Genomic DNA, 20,565 nt, shown 5'->3' on the forward strand with positions numbered 1-20,565 from the left:
AATTAACTATGCCACTACACACAACACCAGTGCAGAAATTATGCAATCCATTCCAGAGATTGGCCCTATCATTGCCTCCGCGTTTAGCGCCAGCATCGATAAAGGCCAAGCATTTAAAAGTGCGAAAGACTTTAGTGCTGGCTTGGCCTTACGCCTAGGCAATATGCGTCTGGTGAAACAAATCGTTTGGGCACAATTACTAAACGTGGAGATAAATACCTCAGAAAACAACTTATTCATGGTGCTCGAACGGTTGTGAACCACGCGCATAAAAAAGACGATGACCTGAACCTATGGGTCACTGCCATCAAGCAAAGGCGTGGGGTAAATAAAGCAGCGGTTGCAGTGGCACACCGTCTGGCAAGGTTAATGTGGATATTACTTCAAAAAATGAATATTACCGCCCCATACGTTCATGCAACCAGGTTCAAGGTAATGTTTAAACACCAAGTTAGATTGGCAAGCAGCTCGTAAATGACAAGGGTAGCTTAACCCGCGTGGGTGTTGAGAGCACTTGCCAATCGCCTATCATTGTTCGCTACAGTTAGATGAAAAAAGGCCTAGCCTGCCTATACAAAACCCGGCAAAGGCACGGTATATAAACCGGTTGGGTGTATTCAAATTAGGGTGTATAGGCTCGAAGCTCATTAGGGGCACTGAAATAACAGTTAAGCCCGGATATATGTCAGAGCAACGCTTTATTGCAAATGGGTCAAACGTCAAACAGTGGCAGCGACGAAATGAAAAAACGAGGTAGTTTATTCTACCCCGCCAGAGTTATTTTGTTTGACATACCGGGAGTGTCCATATATGTCTTTGTAAATTTCCGCTAAAAAAATTGTAAGCCATCATATGGTGTTATTTTTAAAGATTCCAGCCTTTTAGTTAAACTACCAACATGTAACTCTAATTTATGGCCATTTGGATCTAGGAAATATATAGAATTACCTTCACTCTTATTTTGCTTCCATTGTTTAGCGCCTGAGTTGAGAATTTTGTCCTTGGCCACGCTAAAATTAGAAGGCGATACATCAAATGCTAGATGGCTATAATCTTTGGATGGAGAAGCCTCATCAAGTGAAAGGCAAAACCATAATTCATTTAATGAAAGGTACGCACCACGAAACCATTTTGCATGTGGAACCATACCAAGAATTTTCACGTAAAAGTTGAAAGATTCCTCTAAATCATTTACTGCGATAGTGATGTGGTTTATGCCGTTTAACACGAACTTTCCTTGTAAACATAACTATTTAGTATTTATGCAGCACGTTGTTTGTGCTGCATAATCGCTTGTTGGACTGAGCCGCTACCTGCTCGGTGTGTCAGAGTTGGTGTTATTTATGCTAAGGGAATTTGCTTTTAGTGGCGTAAGGTGTCTCGAGCCTATTTTATCGGCTTGTCTTTCGTGATTAAGCCATCCCTGCATTACTCAGTACGTTTTATTGTGCCATTAGAGCTAATTTTCGCTGATTTATCAATGATATTTTCACCGTGCACGCACTTTTCTAGCCCGAACACTTAAGCAGGTTAACCCGTTGATTTAATTCAGCAAGCTCTGCTGCTAGCTCGTTCGCAATATCTGGCTAAGGGAAAATATGAATACTACTGTGTTACGATTAGCAAAACTGGCTGAAACTCAGCAACATTGATAATGTGATTACGACAAAGTCGCTCGGTAATTAGACCGTCAGTATCCCTTGTTAATCATACTTATTCAGACGCATAGTCTCTTTTTTAATCCTGAGCGTTTTTCTCCATAATTTCTGTTTAATCTGGCTTTTACTTTTTCATCAGCACAGTACAATGTCGGCATTTCAGATAATGTGTATAACAATATGACTCCCTCTGCTTTAGTTACGCTTGACCAACATGTTCGCCAAATCGATAGTTTTTGCGATGAGGTTTTTCGCTTGTTCCATGGTCGAGGGCAATGTTTTGAGGGGCTTGAGCAGATCACCATTGATTGGCTAAACGGGCAAATATTAATTTCACTCTTTAAAGAACATTCTGAAGTATTTCTATCCTCTCTTACTTCCTGCGTCGGACAATGGCTTCAATTAGAGGTGTGGCAAAGCAATGTACGCAGTGTGCTGCTGCATCACCGAAGCAGAGCGGGAGCGCCGATGGATGTTTTATTTGGCGAGCTTGCGCATACTCAAGTTGTGACTGAAAATGGCCTAAAGTTTCTATTGGATTTAGGCCAAAAGCAAAATAATGGCTTGTTTCTCGATATGAAAAATGGTCGAAAATGGGTTATGGAGCATGCGCAGCAAAAAAATGTTTTGAACTTATTTGCGTATACTTGTGGCTTTTCGGTGGCGGCCATTGCGGGTGGCGCATCTCAAGTTGTAAATTTAGATATGGCAAAAGCGGCTCTGAGTAAAGGCAGAGAAAACCACCGACTTAATGAACATGACACCAATAAGGTTAAGTTTTTGGGCCATGATTTATTTAAATCATGGGGTAAGTTACGTAAGTTTGGACCCTATGACTTAGTGATTATTGACCCGCCCACTTTTCAAAAAGGGAGCTTTGCTTTAACTAAGGATTATAAAAAAATATTACGCCGGTTACCTGAATTACTCCAGGATGGCGCTCATGTTCTGGCTTGTGTAAATGACCCTAATTTAGAGTCACAATTTTTAATTGAAGAAATGCAAGCGCAAGCACCAGATGTGCAATTTATTGAACGCTTGAAAAACCCCTCTGCTTTTGTCGATATTAATCCAGAGGGGGGATTAAAAAGCTTGTTATTTTACTATTCACAGAGCGATAGCTAGATCCATCTTTAACAAGGTGTAGAAGGGGTTATTGTCGGCCCCTTCATTACTATGTCTTGTTTCTAATGCTTTCCTTGCAGGTAATATGCGATGGTTTAAGAAACTCGCTGATTCTATAGTTGCCACCGATTGCGGCTTTTATTGCTGCCTTGGCTGTATCGCTACCCATGTTTTACTTTTTAACCTTTTTTCGTCAAACATTTAACGTTACTTTTAAAAAAATACATCGTCGCTTAGCCTATGTCAGGCACTCGGTTATTAAGGGGTTATTCTAGGCACAATAAGGCATAGTTAATGACTTTGTATTGGAAATGTTCTGCTGATTAAGTTGTAAATTGATCTATTTATTCTAAAGTGTAAGAACAGTCATGTTGATACGCTGTTTGCATGACGCATTCAATGTTAACAAGGACGCGTAAGCGTATTGAAGGAACACCATGCATAAGAGCGTAACTATGCTTGTTAGACAGCTATTGATCCCCTTTCTTTTGGTTATGCTTACTGTCGCATTGGTAGCTTCGCTTTTCTTTTTTGAACAAAAAATTCAACGTGAAGCACAAGTAAACGTTAATGACGCTTTATCGGAGTTGCTAGAAAATAAAAAGCAGCATTTATCTGAGTACATTCAAAATAATAGTGATTTTCTATATTTTTTATTGGAAACACCGCCGATACAAGGGATCTCTAGAGCGCAACTGAATGGCAATATAGACCCTCTTGACGGCACGTCGCTGGCCTTATGGGAAGAGCGATTAAATACGATATTTCAATCCATGATGCATACCTACACTGACATTCGACAGTTACGATTAATTGATAGTAGCACGGGGGATGAGCGAGTACGCGTTGACCGCTTTGGTGGAGTTGTAAAAGTGCAGCCCAAAGCAAAATTACAAAATAAGGCAAGTAAGGCGTATTTTTTAGAGACCCTTGAACTCAATGAGCGCAGTTTGTACGTATCTGAAATTGATTTAAATAAAGAAAGAGGAAAAATAGTACACCCTATTGAGCCGACTTTGCGTTTTGCTTTACCTGTATACAATGACGAGAATGTTTTATTTTCAATTTTAGTATTAAACCTTAACGCAGATGTATTGCTCACTGATCTGTATAGCGATATCGGCCCGGCGCTGCAATTGCTACTTTTGAATCAAAGCGGGCACTTTATTTACCATTCGAATACAACCATGCGTTTCACCAAAGACCTTCGTTCTGAGATGACGTGGCAGGCGCTATATGCTCACGCTCCGTGGTTATCTGGCGATTTACTTCTGGCGACTTTGAACAAAGATGTTGAGCAACAATTCATTGTAAAAGAGGATTTTTTAAGAACGTCCTCCAGTACGCAACATGGGCTGATAAAAATAGCCGCTGCGATCCCAGTGGCCCATTATGCTGAAATTTTATTCGAAAAGCGTGTCAGCACTTATGGTTTACTCTTTGTATTGAGTGTTATTTTTATCACTGTATTGGTCATTATTTGGTTTTATCTCAAAAGTTCACAAAAGCTTATTGCGACTCAATCTGAGTTTGCTGACATTATCGATGGTGCTGCTGGTGGTATAATTGGCTTTAATACAAAGTTACAAATAACCAGTTTTAACCGCGCTGCGCAAAGGTTTTTTCCTGAACTAAAGCCTAATATTGGTTTGGGTTATCATGCTTTAGAACACTATGTGTCGGACAATTATTTTACTGATACCTTAGAGTTAGTCAGCCAAAATCATACAGTTAAACCACTTGAGATCAGTTTGCCGCAAGAGGATGAAAGAGCCGTTGCGTTGGAGCTAACCGTATCGCCAATACGTGGCAGCGATGAAAGCTCGCAAGGGTTTGCTTTATTTGTCACAGATATAACAGCGCAAAATAAAGCCAAAGAAAAAATCAAACATAACAATGCTTACTTAGAGCAACAAGTTGCTGAGCGCACCGCAGAGTTACAGAATGCTAAAAAGCGAGCGGAAGAGGCATCTAATATTAAGAGTTCTTTTATTTCTAGTATTAGCCATGAGATGCGCACACCATTAAATGGGATATTAGGTACGCTGAATCTGGTGAGCCGAGAGGCAGTATCTAAACAGCAGCAAAATTATTTAGACATGATGAAGACCAGTGCTCAAACATTAACAAGCTTAATTAATGATATTCTCGATTTATCAAAAATTGAAGCGGGTAAATTAGAACTAGACTGTGAGTTGTTTGATCCAATCACGCTATTGGAGCATGTAACTTCTTCCATTGGTGTTAAAGCACACGAAAAGCGTTTGGATTATCAGCTTGATGCATTGGAGGTTGAATATTTAGGGTTATTTGGTGACTCAAGTCGACTCAAACAGGTTTTATACAATTTGCTCAGTAATGCAATTAAATTTACTGACAAAGGTGGTGTATATGTTGTTGCAAAAACGGTGACTGATAATGAACATATTTGGTTAGAAGTAAGTGTTCGCGATACCGGCGTGGGAATTTCAAAAAGTAATTATGACAAGTTATTCCAAGCATTTTCGCAAGAATCAGCCAACGTGACGAGTCAATATGGGGGGACTGGACTTGGGTTATCTATTTGCAAACAGCTGTGTAAGCTTATGGGGGGCGACATTTCATTTTCATCAGTTAAAAGTCGAGGGAGTGAATTTACACTGCGATTGCCTTACCCGGTAAGCCGTGCTAAACCCTTGCATATTATGCCCGTGTTATCAGGGTCTAGAATATATATTGAAAGCCCCTCAAGTGAGCTTTTTCAGTTGCTAGAAAAGCTAGTTGAGCGTTTTTCCGGTGAGTTAACAACCAAAATGGATGCAAAATATTGGCTTATTGATGCAGATAGTAGCCATTTAGACTTACATCTGCAGAGTGAGGAAGCGGTACAACGGTGTTGTATTTTTTATGATGCGCTGCAGGGGGAGCTGCCTAAAAATATACTTTCCAGCATTGCAAAGCCGATACGTTATTTAGATGTGCTTGCACTTATTAATCAAGAACAGACACACATTATGTTCGATTTGGTTGATGAAAATGAGCAACCGAACCAACACTCTGAGCAATATAGTACTTTATTCGGAAAAATTGTGATGGTGGTAGATGATAACCAGATAACCTTAGAGGTAGCAAAGGGCATGCTGAGCTCGCAAGGTATCGACGTATTAACGGCGAAGTCTGGGATAGACCTATTAGAGAAGCTCAACATTGCAGCTGAGCAATCGTTAGATATTATGGCAATCTTAATGGATTGTAACATGCCATTGATGGACGGTTATGAAGCAACTGAGGCGGTTCGAGCAGGCAAAGGGACGCAGCACTATAAAGCGATCCCAATTATAGCAATGACAGCAGGGACTATGTCAGGAGAACGAGAGCGCTGTTTCGCAATAGGTATGAATGACTATATTACGAAACCCGTCAATCCAGATAGTTTATTTGCCACATTAATAAACTTCAGCTTAGCATCTGAATATAACGAGTTCGACAATGATTCTGCGACGCTCTTGGCTGTACCTGAGGAAGAAAAATCTTTTAATATTGATGATGCATTAGATCGTATGCAAGGAGATCGCGCTTTATACGCGATGATCTGTGAGTTATTTATCGCAGACGCACCGAGTAAATTTAAGGACTTGTATGCGTCGATTGAATCCACTGATCATGATAGAACAAAACACATTGCCCATGCTATTCGCGGTCAAGCCGGAGACATTGGTGCCAAAAAGCTTTATTCACTGGCGGCTGAACTGGAAGGGTGTGCATTAGTACAACAAGGTGACACTCAATACACCCCTCTTTATCAAAAGATGGAAAAAGAGCTTGCCTATGTTAATGAGTGCATTAAAGACATGCAGCATGTCCAAGCAAGTTAGTCGTTTTTTATTGGACTATTTTGTTAATTAGCGCCAATATTACAGCTGCGTATTATAGTCCATATATTGGGCTACCTTTATGGCAACAGACTTGCCAAATCTGGATTGAATAATTGATAAACTCATATCTATTCCTGCAGTTATACCTGCTGAACTAATAAAGTTATTGTCGATTACAAACCTTTTTTCTTTAATGACGTGTAGCTGTGGAAACTGAGTTTGTAAGGTTTGAATATCGTTCCAGTGAGTCGTAACGTGTTTACCGTCGATAATACCCGCTTGGGCATAAATAAATACACCAGTGCATACAGAAGCGCATTCTGGAGTATGCCTTGCTGTTTCTGCTAGCCAACGCAGTACAGTAGGGTTATTTATCACCTCTTTATATTGTCCGCCAGCGACGAGCAATAGATCAAATTTAGGGTGCCCATGAATACTGTAATGGGGGTTTACACTCAGTCCGCCTCTTGTTTTTACTGGGGAGTGAGTTGGGGCGACAAGACTGACATTGATATGTTGGTTGGTGAAACGGTTTGCTGTGCAGAAAACGTCGAAAGGACCGCAAAAATCGAGTACTTCGACGTTATTATAAATAAAAATACCAATTTCCATTGCACTGGCCAGAGTGGTTTTTTACTAACTTGCACCAATCGGTCTTCAATTGCAACTGTGCTTTTTTAATTAAACGCACTATTTAGCTTTTTGCCGCGAATCAATTGCATGTTTTACCGTCCCGATTAAAATGAGCGAGTATATAAATAAGTATTCAAAAATTTAAAGAGACAACAATGATTAAAACAACAATGACTGCGCTCGGCCTTGCCGTTGTGGTTGCGTTAAGTGGGTGTACTTCTACCACTGAATTGACTAAAGCCTCTAATAGTCAAGTATCACAAGAAAATGTGTTACTACAGCCTTTTTCTGGGCCATTTCAAGGTGTACCACAATTCGATAAAATGAATTTAGCTGACTTAACACCCGCATTTGAAGCGGGGATCGCTGAGCACTTAGCTGATGTTGATAAAGTGGCTAACAACCCTGAGTCTGCGACATTTGAAAATACCATTGTTGAGTTAGAGCGTGCTGGTAAAAGCTTAGATCGTATCTTTACGTACTATGGAATTTGGCGAAATAATAAATCATCAGAAGAATCCCGAGCATTAGCGAAAGAGCTGGCGCCAAAACTTTCGGTATTTTCATCTAAGGTGACACAAAATGGTAAACTTTTTGACCGAGTTAAAGCGGTTTACCAAAGTGAGGAATATAAAACGCTAACGCCAGAGCAGCAACGAGTGACTTGGCTGACGTATAACAGTTTTGCGCGTAATGGGGCGACGTTGACAGGTGAAGCTAAGGCCCGCTATGCAGAAATTAATCAGCAATTGGCTACGCTACATACTAAATTTTCCAGCAATGTATTGGCTGATGAAGAAGGCTATGTGGTATTCCTAGATAAATCACAATTGTCAGGTTTACCTGAATCATTTATCGCGGGTGCCGCGTCAGCCGCAGCTGAACGAGGTAAAGTGGGTCAATTCGCAATTACCAACTCTCGTTCTTCAATGGATCCGTTTTTAACTTACTCGACTGAACGTGCGTTACGCGAGCAAGTTTGGAAAAACTATTATAACCGTGGTGGTAACGGCGACCAATATGATAATAATGCGACGATTAAACAAATTTTGACGCTACGTCATGAACGCGTTCAGCTTTTAGGTTATGAAAACTATGCCCAGTGGCGTCTTGAAGATCGCATGGCAAAATCTCCCGCGAATGCAAAAGCATTGATGGATAAAGTATGGCCTGCTGCCATTGCGCGTGTAGAAGAAGAAGTTGCGGATATGCAGGCGATAGCAGATAAAGACGGTGCAAATATTACTATCGCACCATGGGATTATCGCTTTTATTCAGAGAGAGTTCGCAAAGAAAAATACGATTTAGATTCTAATGAGATCAAACAGTATCTTCAGTTAGATAAACTACGAGAAGCGATGTTTTATGTTGCTAAACGTTTATTTAATTTTGAGTTTTCAGAGGTAACAGATGGTTCAGTACCTGTTTACCATGATGATGTTCGCGTATGGGAAGTGAAAGACTCCGTAACAGGTAAGCACATTGGTTTATGGTATTTAGACCCATTTGCAAGAAAAGGAAAACGCTCTGGTGCATGGGCTAATACGTTCCGTAGTTATACAACAATGGATGGTGAAACGAATGTTCTAAGCACTAATAACTCAAATTTTGTGAAAGGCCCTGAAGGTAAAGCGACGCTTATTTCTTGGTCTGATGCAGAGACTTACTTCCATGAATTTGGTCATGCATTACACTTCTTATCAGCTGATGTGGTTTACCCTCAATCACATACCGGTGTGCGTGATTATACCGAATTTCAGTCTCAGTTATTAGAGCGTTGGCTAACAACAGATGAAGTGATAAATCAATTCTTAGTTCATCATGAAACAGGTGAGGCAATTCCAAAGTCATTGGTTGATAAAATTAAGAAATCATCAACATTTAATCAGGGCTTTTCGACCACAGAATACATGGCTTCAGCAATGATGGATTTGCTGTATCACACTACGGACCCCGCAAAAATTGACCCTGCTAAGTTTGAAAAGGAGCAATTAACTAAACTGGGTATGCCAACAGAGTTAGTAATGCGTCACCGTAGTACCCACTTTGGTCATATCTTTTCAGGTGAAGGTTATGCTGCGGCATATTATGGCTATTTGTGGGCGGAGGTACTGACTTCAGACGCTGCAGAAGCATTTGCTGATGCACCTGGTGGCTTTTATGACAAAGCACTTGCTGATAAATTAGTTGAGCATTTATTCTCTGTGAGAAATGCGATGGATCCAGCTCAAGCCTATCGCTTATTCCGTGGCAGAGATGCGGATGTAAGTGCATTAATGCGTGACAGAGGTTTTCCTGTAACAAAATAATGTAGTCACTGAAATAAACTCACTCGATAAAGAGTGAGTTTATTCTAGGGTTTTTGTAGATTTGCTCAGAAGTTATTGCGATTAAAAGACCGGTTTCAAACCTAGCCCGCACGGCGAAAATACAAACACTTCATTGCTATCACCAAAGCTGTAGCTGATGATTGCGACGATAAGTAATATACCGCATAGTAAGACGCAACGCTCTTCATGATGCCTATTACTTGAGAGTTAGCCTGCTAGGCGCTAAAGGTCAGGACTTAAACAAACACCGTGTATTTATTTCTTTCAGTGTTTTTGCATTATATAGTGCACTGTCAGTACGATGGAGTAAGCGGGTTGTGTCGCAGTATCTCCTTGCGCCAAAAACGCAAGCCCCACTCTCAAAGTGACGACTTCAAGGGGAGAACCGCCGTTTTCAATTGTTTGAGCATTAGCCTAAGTGGACATTATTAATGTGCATAAAAGCGCGATGGCATCTATTTTGTTTATGATCTAATTCCTGTAGAAAAAGTTAAGTTGCTGGCTTCGTGTTAAGTCAACATGAACCAGAGTACAGGAACAAGTATTCTTGTAAATATTGTGTAAGTTTGGTTTTTTTGCTTGGTAATTTGAGGAGCCGCGCTTTGGCAAAAGCGCGGCTGATAGCTATAGTGTGCTCGTGCCTGCAGCTAGCTGAAACATCTTTTGAGGTTCAGGTGCAAGCAGTAATTCTTGCGTATTGCTCACTTTAAAGGTCGAAACTTGCTGCAGCAAATGTTGTGCTTGTTGCCGCATTAATTGTCCTGCTTGAGTAGATTGCTCTACCAGTTGCATATTCTTTTGCGTTAAATTGTCTAACTGAGCGACTGTAGATGATACCGCGGTTATTCCCTCTGACTGCTCTTTTCCTGCACGGGTTATATCCATAATCATGCTATTTACTTTTTGCACAACCTGAGTGAGTTCTGTAAACCGCTCTCCAGAAGTGGCAACGAGCTCACTACCTTTTGCTACAGCTGAACTACTGTCCTCGATTAAGTGTTTGATTTCTTTTGCAGCAGATGCGCTACGCTGCGCAAGATTGCGCACCTCACTTGCCACTACGGCGAAGCCTTTACCCGCCTCCCCTGCTCTTGCGGCTTCAACAGACGCGTTCAGTGCAAGCAGATTGGTTTGAAAAGCAATTTCATTGATAACGCCAATAATGTCTGAAATACGATTACTACACCCTTCAATATCCAACATGGCATTGACTGCATTGGAGACCGTTTGCTGACCTTGCGCTGCTTTACTCATTGCTTGATCTGCTTGCACAGAGACGTCTTCAGCACTTTTGGCATTTTGTTTTACAGTGGCAGTTAACTCCTCCATGGTTGAGGCTGTTTCTTCAAGGCTAGCGGCTTGTTGCTCTATGCGTTTACTAAGCTCTTCGCTGTCTGTTGCAATCTTCTGTGAACCTTGATATACATTGTTAGAGGTGTCTGTAATTTCATGCACCATACTATTTAAACTTCGCGTCAGTCCATTCATTGCATCTTTTAAAATATTAAATTCAGCTCCAAGGTCGTTATCGATGTTGTGAGACAGGTGCCCTTCAGAGAGCGATAAAATGGCTTCTTTTATACAGCGCACAGCAAGTTTGCGTTGTGTGATGTCAGTGGCATATTTGACAACTTTAAAGGGGCTTCCGTTAGTGTTTAAAATTGGGTTGTATGTGGCTTGGATCCAAACTTCTTTACCCCCTTTGCCCAGTCTTTTATATTCACCACTATCAAATTGCCCTAAGTTGAGCTTGTGCCAAAATTGAGTATATTCATTACTTGCCGCATAGTCTGATTCAGCAAATAAGCTATGGTGTTTCCCTTGGATTTCATCGAGGCGATAACCCATCGTGTTTAAAAAGTTATCATTGGCGTGCAAAATAGTCCCATCCATTTTGAACTCAATTACCGCTTGAGATTTGTTGATGGCACTGAGCTGGCCTTCATAATTTGCACCTTGTTGTTTTTGCTCGGTTATGTCTGTCGCAAATTTTACAACTTTAACGGGTCGACCACTTGGGTCTAATATTGGATTATAAGTCGCTTGGATCCAAACCTCTTTATTACCTTTACCCAATCGCTGGTATTCGCCAGAATGAAACTTGCCTTGTTGTAGTTTTTGCCAAAATTCTTTGTACTCATGGCTATTCACATAATGTGTATCGGCAAACAGCCGGTGGTGCTGCCCTTTGATTTCGTCAAGCGTGTAACCCATTACTTGCAAAAAGTTGTCATTTGCTGTGAGTATGGTGCCGTCCATATTAAACTCAATGACCGCTTGTGACTTGCCAATGGCCTGTAACTGACCTTCATAGTTAGTGGATTGCTTTTTTTGCTCTGTGATATCGGATGCGTACTTGACTACTTTCACTGGTTTACCATTGATATCAAATATTGGATTATACGACGCGTGTATCCATACTTCTCGGTGGCCTTTTGCCAAGCGCTTGTATTCACCAGAGCTGAATTCTCCAGCATTTAATTTAGCCCAAAACGTTTGGTACTCTACACTGGCTGCATAGTGCGGTTCAGTAAATAGGCTATGATGTTTGCCGACAAGTTCATTGAGCGAGTACCCCATCACGCTTAAAAAGTTGTCATTTGCTGAGATGATCGTCCCATCCATATTAAACTCTATGACTGCCAAAGACCTACTTATTGCATCGAGTTGGCCTTCATAGTCGGCAGCTTGTATTTTTGATTGGGTAATATCGGACGCGTATTTGACGACTTTAAAAGGTTGATCATTGGTGTCAAAAATAGGGTTATAGGTTGCTTGGATCCAGACTTCTTTGCCATTTTTACCTACTCGTTTATATTCACCAGATTTAAACTCTCCTCTTTTTAGAGCGAGCCAAAAATCTTTATATTTCTCACTTGCCGCATATTCAGCATCAGCAAACATGCTATGATGCTGGCCAATAACCTCATGGCGTTCATAACCCATAGTATTGAGAAAGTTTTCATTTACGAAAAGAATAGCCCCATTTAAATCAAACTCAATAATTGCTTGTGATTTACTTATCGCAGCGATTTGCCCTGAGTAATCCATATTTTGTGCTTTGTGCTCACTGACATCGAATAACGTTAGAAGCGTATTTGCGCCCTCAGTTAACCCCTCAGTTTGATTAATGACGCCAACTTTAACCCATAGAATACGTTTGTTTTTGGTGTCGATTTTATATTCAGTATTTGCTTCAATCGTAGCGTTACTTAGGCTTTTAAATAGACGATTGAGAGGTTGTCCAACTAACTCCGTTAATTGATAACCAATTTGGGATAAACAGTGTTGGCTAACATGTAATATCTTGCCACTACTTGATATTTCAATTGTCGAAAGGTGTTGTTCAAATAGGTTTAGTTTGGATTGCATAGATGCTTTGGCTAGACGAGCAGTCCTTGATGTAAAAATCATAAGTTACCGAGTTGATAAACGAGTTATTTAATCAAAAAGATAGTTCAATATTTAAACTTCGTCACCACCGCAAGCAGGATATTTATTTGAAGACCATTTCAAATACCAGCAACATACTTGTACAGCCTTTATTACTTTTACCTTTAGTCCTTTGTAACACGACTTACCTGGATCAGTGCTTGTATTACTTATGCAAAATATGGCAAATATTTTACTACTCGCTTTACTGGTCAGTGCAGTTGCTAACTCTATGAAAAACTTAAGGAACAATATTTTTGGAACTAGAAAGGGTAAATAAAAACTAATACTTAAAAATCATTTTTATTGTTTTTTATAAAACAATAGGGTTTATTTTGATATTAATAATACAACTTTTGACATATTAAATAATTATAATCTAATACAAAGAATTGTTCTGCAAGCCGCACGGATCAGAAAAATTGCGACATGTTGTTTTTTGATTGCTAATTTAACCGTTCGGAGATGCTATGAGTTTGTATTTACCCTGTTCTTTTATGCCTTATGGAAAAAGTATCCTATCAGTGACTGTATTGGTTACGTTGGCTTTACTGCTAGTCACTTTGCTGAGCTTTCCCAGTTATGCGACGACGATTATGTCGGGGGAACTGGCTAAACACCTCAAAGCGATTGACTATGGTAAAAAAGCAGACAATACATGGGTCGCACCCAGCGCAACAGAACAGCAGCAGTTTGAAGCGGTATTTGACGCATTTATTGCGCAAGACCTTCCTCTTGCGCAAGAACTAGCGACCCCTATTGTCTATATTGTTGCACAATTCTTTGATACCAACACACAAGCTACCTATTACTTATTACAAGAACGTGCATCATTGCACAGTGCCGAATTTATAGGCGGGGGTACTTATGTGTATAACCCCCTTGGGTTGAATGCCATATTACAAGCGCCGCACCCTAAAAGAGATACGTTTACGGGCACCCAAGCAATTGATGCTTTCTTATACACACAAACCAAGTTACTGATGTTAGCGGGTACCCGTCGGGATAACAGCCATGCTCTAAGTACCTGTACCAATGGTCATTATGAGGCGAGTGATGTTGCGCATCAAACAGAATCATTTTTTAATGTAGCCCATAAGTATATGAGTGATTTTGATGATGCATCTGTCTTTATCCAATATCACGGCTTTGGTAAGACAACGCTTGCTAAACTTCAAGCACAGTGTGATGTGGATAACGATCTGATGCTTAATTTGAGTGAAAGTGTACGCTATAACACCGCTGATGCAGAACACAGCATTTTACACTCGTTACGCAGAGTCGTTGAAGACGAGGGAAAAATAGCGGCATGTGTCTATGGGAACGACACTAAAAGTTTAGGGGGGACTTGGAATGTTCAAGCGCGTTATACCAATGGCTCGTCAAATATATGCTCAACGAGCTCCAGTGCTTCTTCTAAACGCTTTATTCATTTAGAACAAAGCTATAATGTCCGCAGGTATCACAGAGAGTCCATGCAAAAGTATCTTAAGCAGGCGCTGGAAAATTACTTCCTTTAGTTAAGCTTATGTTTTAAATGATGAATATATCAAGCTTTTCGTTATCCCATAAAAAGGTTACAAATTTAAACGTATTTTACTTGTTACTCATGTGTATGTCGGTATAGTTTGACTCCACCTTTAGAATGTTCTTAGAAACACTGAGTTGAGTGAATATATGCAATTAGTTGATTTAAACCCTGAAGATAGCCATGTTATTGAATTATTCTCAGAAATAGATCGATTAATGAACTCCCTTTACCCTGTTGCTAGTGCTCAATCATTAGAGCTCACAGAATTAAAACAACCAAACGTACATGCTATTGGCCTTATGAATGAAGATGGTATTGTAGCGTGTGGTGCGATTGTTAAACAGTTCGACAATACGCTTTATGGTGAACTAAAGCGTTTATATGTAAAACCTACATACCGTGGTAAAGGTTTATCAAGACGTATTATGCAAACTTTATTACACTATGCAGGTGAAGCTCAAATCCCATTGATGCGCTTGGAAACCGGTAACAAACAGTCAGAAGCAATCAATTTATATGAAAGCCTCGGCTTTGCACGATGTGAACGCTTTGGTTTATATCGTGAAAACCCATCAAGCGTATTTATGGAGCTGCCACTAAATTCTTAAGTGGCTAAAGTAGGGGTTTGGGGTTAGAACATCCACTTTAACAAGTGTATTGAGTTCAATGAGTTGTTTTTGCTCAGCATCTTTAATACATAAACACTGCTGTTTTTTTCGTTATAAACGGTGTTGATAGCGATCCCATGATGTTCAGTACCTTTTTTGGTGCATACTTTTAGGGTGTAATGGTATAGGCAGGCAATTTCAATATAGTCATGTTGGCTACAATTCATTTTGGTGATTATCCATAGGGTTTTTGCGTGACTTATTTGCGTTGATGCTTCTTAATCTTCCTTTATTCAAGACCGCTTTATCGTATATTTCATTTCAATTACACAGATGCCTTTCATGATGCTAGATATAAGCTACACTCACTATTTATGAGCATTTAGGTAAGGAGACTCAATGCGTATCCTCGTTGTTGACGATATGGCTGCTATGAGGCATGTGATGATAAATATGCTACGACATGTTGGGTTTGATGATATTGATGAAGCGGTTGATGGTTATCAAGCGATGGTATTATTAAAAAGCAGGCCGTACGATTTTGTTATCTCAGATTTGAATATGCCAAAAATTGATGGCTTACAGCTACTCCAAGCAATCCGTCAAGACCGTATACTGGCTAAAACGCCTTTGCTTATGGTGACAGGCGAGAATGAAAAAGAAAAAGTACAGCAAGCACTGCTTGCAAAGGTAAGTGGATTTATTATTAAACCTTTTAATATGAACATTTTAGAGAAGCAACTTACCAGGTTACATTTACTTGAATAAGTGTAAAGGCCCTTTACAATTTTAGATATTGTCGGGGGGTCAGTCCCAGAACAGTTTTAAACTCTTTAATAAGGTGCGCTTGATCACTCAGCTTTAAATGTAAGATCACGTCATAAATATCATAGTCTTTATTATCCAGTAGTTTTATCGCGTAAATACATCGTTGTTTTCGCAACAGCCATTTTGGTGTTAAACCAATATGTTCTGTACATAATCTTTGTAGTGTCCGCACAGATAACTGTGCTAAGTTGGCCCAGCTGTGCACGGTATCAATCTCTGGGTTATTTAATAATGTTTGCCATGCATGATTTACTTTTTTAATTTGTGCGCTGGCCGGTGGTAAGTCATGAAATAACTGATTTAATATGCAAATACTGGCTTTGTGATTTTTAGGTACTAAATTTTTCTCTTTCTTTAAAGGCAATAGTACATCGTTACTATTGAAATGAAGGTTTTTTAGCGCGTTATGGTCGCATGGTAAATATCTATTGAGTGCGCCAATTTTAAATTTAACACCAACAATAGCGTGCTCACCTGCTAGAGGTGTTTCATATGCTTGGGTCATCACGCCGGTGTAATAGGTACTTGAATGGTCAAACACTAAGTGCATATTTGGGCTCGGTAAATTTCTTTGTATATGTGTGGTTGTGTCCTGTAGATCCCAATCAGCAAACCAATAGCAATCTATAATTGAAGTAAGGTGTTCTGCTGGTTGGTAGATATTGAGATTGTAATATTGTGCATTTTTTGATGGGTGAAATACACCGGAAGCATTGGTTAGATGAGTATGAGTTTGTCGCATTTATACAATTCTTCGAGCTGTGAATAAAGTAATTTTGTCATATTGATTCAAAGAAAGGAAAGGTGATGTCTAAGTTTACTATTGAGAGTTGGCAAGAAAATGATGTTATGAAGGGCAAAAATACCCAAGCGTCACTTCGAAGTGCAGTAATTAAAAAGCACTATGTTGGTGTGTTACAAGGAACTTCTGTAACACATTATAGTTTGTATTATTTACCTAATGGGTCTGCAACTTTTACAGGGATTGAGGTTTTCACTGGCCAGTACCAAGCCAGTGAAGGGAGTATTTCGCTGTTACATGAAGGCCTATTTGAACACGGAGAAGCTAAAGGCGCATTGACGGTTATAGAAGGCAGTGGCACTGAGCAATTAAAAACTATATCAGGCACAGCCCACTTTTGTGCGGGTGAACAAAAGGAGCATGAATTACATACTCACTTTTCATTATAAGATAGGATTATTTGGGTGAATATGATTGATTTTGTTTTTGCATAAAAATTGTGACCTCTGCCATTGTGATACCGAACTTGCGGATATAAGAGCGGTTTACAATGGTATTTTCATCAAAGGCCCACATCCAATCATCAAAATGTACGTTATATGTGGTATCGTCGACAGGTAGCTCCATATCATAGCGCCACTGCATGGCATTTCCATACACTGTGCCTGTGGCTTCATTGAGTATATCGGGCGCAGTGCCTCGATATTGGTTAATTCCAGTTTCGTTTATCGTCCATACTCTTGATGTTACACCCTCGCCTAAACCATAGCTAAATGTCTCATCTAATGTCAGTACATTGTTCGCATCAACTGAGCCGTCAATATTTACTTTAAATCTTTGTACCAGTTCGCCTGATCGGTTCTGTACAATACCCCATGCTTTAACATTGCCGTTAAAAAAATCATATGGGTCAAACGAAGGAGTGATGTCTTTGTAAGCTTCACCTTGGATAGTCACGCCACAACCGCTCACGGCGATACTTATAGCTACAGCGAATAATGTGTTTTTCATGATTTATCCTCTATGGCGAGTAATTCTTTGCGCATTTCTGGTTCTGATGTTTTTTCACTTAACCAAATATCAAAAAAGTGTTTAGTAAAACCAGGGTCTGTAATTTCCCCCAGTAATTTATTATCACTATAGAAAACGCTTCCACCCGCTTTATTTCTTACCCCGAGTAATTGCGTCCCCTCATTAACATTGGGAAATATACGTTTCATATTGGTAAGCCATAGGGCTAATTTTTTTTCATCAGTAAAGCCCTGCTTGCGCATTTCTTCAATGGATCGTTGGGCGATATCATCTCCCGCTAAATCCCGCAAATATGAAAGTTTTAGTACAAAGGGGCTGTCAGCACTGTAGTTACCATTGGGCGCAAATAAGGTTGCATCATATACATCCCAAAAAAGATATGTCATGCGACTTGTTTCACCAACTTGCATCGGTTTGCTAACTAAATTGTCTATTGTGTTTGCGTGTGCAGCACCTATGTGATTCGCTAATAAAATGATAAACGCCATAACCTTCATGATGGTTTGTCCTTATGTTGTGTTTATATAACCCCATACGTACAGACTATCTAAGTTAGTTCACTTCTTCACAATAAGTTGGATTAAATATTTTCTGTAATATACCGCTGAACCAAATTATTTTTGGATCTTGTTGCCGAGTTTTATGTGAATACAGTTTGAGTTTGTACTCTGGTATTGTAATGGGCGGTTGATGTATTTTCAAAGCAAGCTTGTCTGAAACGTATTGTGCATATTTTCGTGGTAAGGTCAGGATCCAGTGTGTGCCAATTAGCATAAAAGGTGCACTTAAGCCAAATGGTGTAGTTAGGGCTATATCTCGTAATACTTTATTTTTGATTAATGCCTTATCAACGACTCCCCTTCCTTCGTTCCAAGGTGCAATTAATATGTGTTGGTAGCTGATAAAGTCTTCTATCGATAGTGTAGTTTTAAAAGCTAATGGGTGCTGCTTAGACGTGAGCGTGACGTAGCTATCAGTGAGCCAAGTTAAGCCAAATATACTTTGAGATTGCTCAGCTTGATGTGAAAAGCCACAGGCAAAATCAATTTGGCCTGTTTTTAATTTTTCTTCTGGAATACGCTGCTCAAGTGTTATCAGGCGGATAGCAATGCGAGGATGGTGTTGGTGCATATATTCTATCAGGGGTTTTAGGCACCAAGCAGTATAGTCGGTTGCGGCAATAGTATAGGTTGTATCAGTATCAGGATTGAATTGTTCTCTCGGTTGTAAGCCTACTTGTAACAGTTCCATGGCAGGCAGTATTTTGGCTGCTAAGTGCTCTGAAAATTGTGTAGGTATCATTTTATTGTCGATACGAATGAATAAGTCGTTATCTAATTTATGCCTCAATCTAGTTAGTGCATGGCTGCAAGCTGATTGACTGATATTGAGCGCATCGGCAGTTTCGCTTACAGAACCATTTTGATAAAGCACAGTAAACAATTTGAGTAAGTTTAAATCTATATTTAATATGTTATGCATTATATTCATTCACTCAGTGCAATATATGCACTTAATACATGCGGGGATTTAGCATACACTGAGCACTGTGAATTTAAAAAGGAAAAACGACAATGACAATTAAAATACGCGCTGCTGTTAAGTCCGATGCTGTTACTATTTTACATTTTATAAATGAGTTAGCAGTTTATGAGAAAGAACCTGATGCTGTATTGAATACTGTGACAGATATAGAAAATAAGCTATTTGGTAACGATGTTCGTGCTCATGCGTTGATTTGTGAAGAACAAGGTGAGGCAATAGGGTTTGCAGTGTACTTTTTTAATTACTCTACTTGGCTTGGTAAATATGGCCTGTATTTAGAAGATCTTTATGTTTCTCAAAATAAAAGAGGTAATGGTGCAGGTAAAGCGATTATGAAGCACTTGGCGCGTCTAGCAATAGAAAAAGATTGCGGGCGATTTGAATGGGTTGTGCTAGATTGGAATCAACCTGCAATTGATTTTTATCAGAGCATTGGTGCTAAACAGCAGAATGAATGGATCATAAATCGATTATCCGGTGATGAATTGCTTGCGTTTGCTTCAAAGTAAGTTTTTAAGCGGTATGAGCCGTCATCACGGAGACAATTTTTTTTGCGATGCCTCATAGCGCTTTGGATTTACCTGAGGAGTATCTTCCCTTCGGATCAAGAAGCTACATATACTCCCAACCACGACAAATATACCGTACATGGAACCAATATAGACCCAATCGTTTTGCTCAATCAACAGCATAAACCGTGTTCCATCATTAACGATGAAAACATTCATAAGTGCGATTAGAAAGACGGTTCTGTAGTAAAAGTAGTGCCCTAAATGGCTGGCGAAGGCTCCTATTAATAACGAAAATAAACAAATATAGAAACCAATCACAGATAATGCACCGGTTTGGTGGCTTGGAAATAATGCAACGATGCTGAGGGCGATTGCCGCCCAGCCAGTAACTCTATAGAGCATATTCAAGTCCTTTTGAAAATGTTAATATTTTAACTCCTCATTTAGAGTGAATTATGCGTAACAAATCAAAAATACGCAATGAGATTCCCTTAATCATCAGGGCAAGAGCATGAAAAATCACTTGCTATTCAATACTTTTTCTAGATAGCTCTCGTTTCTAGCGGCTTTTAACTGCTTAGCGCGTACACCTTTGTTAAAGGATGTCTCTTTCTTCAATAAATTCAATGCAATATGCCTTACACCAGCAAACACTTCTGCTGCACCGTCTCGGCGTATACGGCAACCATCTTCATTCATTGCCACATCCAAACACCAAAGAAGACTGATCTCGAT

At 39.8% G+C, this 20,565-nt stretch carries 18 protein-coding genes and 1 pseudogene; 9 read left to right on the forward strand and 10 right to left on the reverse strand.

The genetic code is table 11. The features are described from left to right. Nucleotides 1-474, forward strand: a pseudogene (locus CWC18_RS21380) (transposase); the annotation flags it as partial. Between the two features lie 355 nt (nt 475-829). Here CWC18_RS21380 and fos read toward each other — a convergent pair. Further along, nucleotides 830-1,228: a fosfomycin resistance glutathione transferase gene (gene fos, locus CWC18_RS03650; RefSeq protein ID WP_138674730.1), complete on the reverse strand. Its 399-nt coding sequence runs from the start codon at nt 1,226-1,228 to the stop codon at nt 830-832. Nucleotides 1,229-1,838: 610 nt separating this feature from the next. Between fos and CWC18_RS03655 the strand changes: the two genes are divergently transcribed. Further along, complete coding sequence (locus CWC18_RS03655) at nt 1,839-2,783, forward strand: class I SAM-dependent methyltransferase (RefSeq protein ID WP_138674731.1); 945 nt, start codon at nt 1,839-1,841, stop codon at nt 2,781-2,783. Nucleotides 2,784-3,220: 437 nt separating this feature from the next. Next, nucleotides 3,221-6,637: an ATP-binding protein gene (locus CWC18_RS03660; RefSeq protein ID WP_138674732.1), complete on the forward strand. Its 3,417-nt coding sequence runs from the start codon at nt 3,221-3,223 to the stop codon at nt 6,635-6,637. Between the two features lie 39 nt (nt 6,638-6,676). Here CWC18_RS03660 and CWC18_RS03665 read toward each other — a convergent pair whose 3' ends face one another. Next, nucleotides 6,677-7,249, reverse strand: a complete 573-nt coding sequence (locus CWC18_RS03665; RefSeq protein WP_138674733.1) for a DJ-1/PfpI family protein — start codon at nt 7,247-7,249, stop codon at nt 6,677-6,679. A gap of 176 nt (nt 7,250-7,425) precedes the next feature. Here CWC18_RS03665 and CWC18_RS03670 point away from each other — a divergent pair, with 176 nt between their 5' ends. After that, nucleotides 7,426-9,579 (forward strand): M3 family metallopeptidase, encoded by a 2,154-nt coding sequence (locus CWC18_RS03670; RefSeq protein ID WP_138674734.1) that lies wholly within the window; start codon nt 7,426-7,428, stop codon nt 9,577-9,579. Nucleotides 9,580-10,224: 645 nt separating this feature from the next. Here CWC18_RS03670 and CWC18_RS03675 read toward each other — a convergent pair. Beyond that, entirely contained in the window at nt 10,225-12,651 is a 2,427-nt protein-coding gene (locus CWC18_RS03675) for a methyl-accepting chemotaxis protein (RefSeq protein WP_434063441.1), read from the reverse strand. An 851-nt stretch (nt 12,652-13,502) separates the two neighbouring features. Between CWC18_RS03675 and CWC18_RS03680 the strand changes: the two genes are divergently transcribed. Together CWC18_RS03680 and CWC18_RS03685 are read left to right on the forward strand one after the other, a co-directional pair. Then, on the forward strand, nt 13,503-14,552 hold the full coding sequence (locus CWC18_RS03680) for a hypothetical protein (protein WP_138593104.1): 1,050 nt from the start codon (nt 13,503-13,505) through the stop codon (nt 14,550-14,552). 157 nt (nt 14,553-14,709) lie between these two features. After that, entirely contained in the window at nt 14,710-15,171 is a 462-nt protein-coding gene (locus CWC18_RS03685) for a GNAT family N-acetyltransferase (RefSeq protein ID WP_138593106.1), read from the forward strand. 23 nt (nt 15,172-15,194) lie between these two features. Here the strand turns inward: CWC18_RS03685 and CWC18_RS21910 are convergent, their stop codons facing one another. Further along, entirely contained in the window at nt 15,195-15,398 is a 204-nt protein-coding gene (locus CWC18_RS21910) for a Rho-binding antiterminator (protein WP_138593108.1), read from the reverse strand. 172 nt (nt 15,399-15,570) lie between these two features. On the opposite strand from CWC18_RS21910, the gene CWC18_RS03700 reads away from it, so the two are divergent. After that, complete coding sequence (locus CWC18_RS03700; RefSeq protein ID WP_138593110.1) at nt 15,571-15,939, forward strand: response regulator; 369 nt, start codon at nt 15,571-15,573, stop codon at nt 15,937-15,939. 13 nt (nt 15,940-15,952) lie between these two features. Here CWC18_RS03700 and CWC18_RS03705 read toward each other — a convergent pair whose 3' ends face one another. Then, complete coding sequence (locus CWC18_RS03705; protein ID WP_138593112.1) at nt 15,953-16,741, reverse strand: AraC family transcriptional regulator; 789 nt, start codon at nt 16,739-16,741, stop codon at nt 15,953-15,955. A 65-nt stretch (nt 16,742-16,806) separates the two neighbouring features. Here CWC18_RS03705 and CWC18_RS03710 point away from each other — a divergent pair, with 65 nt between their 5' ends. Then, the gene (locus tag CWC18_RS03710; RefSeq protein WP_138593114.1) at nt 16,807-17,190 is read left to right on the forward strand and encodes a DUF3224 domain-containing protein; all 384 of its coding nucleotides are present in this window, start codon (nt 16,807-16,809) and stop codon (nt 17,188-17,190) included. Nucleotides 17,191-17,197: 7 nt separating this feature from the next. On the opposite strand, the gene CWC18_RS03715 is transcribed toward CWC18_RS03710, so the two are convergent. Genes CWC18_RS03715 through CWC18_RS03725 form a run of 3 tightly spaced genes read right to left on the reverse strand, consistent with a single transcriptional unit; the run spans nt 17,198 to nt 19,255 of the window. Further along, a complete protein-coding gene (locus tag CWC18_RS03715) occupies nt 17,198-17,752 on the reverse strand; it encodes a DUF3833 domain-containing protein (RefSeq protein WP_138593115.1) in 555 nt (184 codons plus the stop codon). Continuing rightward, nucleotides 17,749-18,270 (reverse strand): chalcone isomerase family protein, encoded by a 522-nt coding sequence (locus CWC18_RS03720; protein WP_138674736.1) that lies wholly within the window; start codon nt 18,268-18,270, stop codon nt 17,749-17,751. The genes CWC18_RS03715 and CWC18_RS03720 overlap by 4 nt, the downstream gene beginning before the upstream one ends. 55 nt (nt 18,271-18,325) lie before the next feature. Continuing rightward, nucleotides 18,326-19,255: a LysR family transcriptional regulator gene (locus CWC18_RS03725; protein ID WP_138593119.1), complete on the reverse strand. Its 930-nt coding sequence runs from the start codon at nt 19,253-19,255 to the stop codon at nt 18,326-18,328. 92 nt (nt 19,256-19,347) lie between these two features. On the opposite strand from CWC18_RS03725, the gene CWC18_RS03730 reads away from it, so the two are divergent. Then, nucleotides 19,348-19,827 (forward strand): GNAT family N-acetyltransferase, encoded by a 480-nt coding sequence (locus CWC18_RS03730; RefSeq protein WP_138593121.1) that lies wholly within the window; start codon nt 19,348-19,350, stop codon nt 19,825-19,827. A 24-nt stretch (nt 19,828-19,851) separates the two neighbouring features. Here the strand turns inward: CWC18_RS03730 and CWC18_RS03735 are convergent, their stop codons facing one another. Both CWC18_RS03735 and CWC18_RS03740 read right to left on the reverse strand, forming a co-directional pair. Beyond that, entirely contained in the window at nt 19,852-20,232 is a 381-nt protein-coding gene (locus CWC18_RS03735) for a hypothetical protein (RefSeq protein ID WP_138593123.1), read from the reverse strand. Nucleotides 20,233-20,349: 117 nt separating this feature from the next. Then, on the reverse strand, nt 20,350-20,565 hold a 216-nt coding region (locus tag CWC18_RS03740), incomplete at its 5' end, for a transposase (protein ID WP_212747714.1).

The sequence above is a fragment of the Pseudoalteromonas aurantia genome (assembly GCF_005886875.1).
Lineage (GTDB): Bacteria > Pseudomonadota > Gammaproteobacteria > Enterobacterales > Alteromonadaceae > Pseudoalteromonas > Pseudoalteromonas aurantia_A.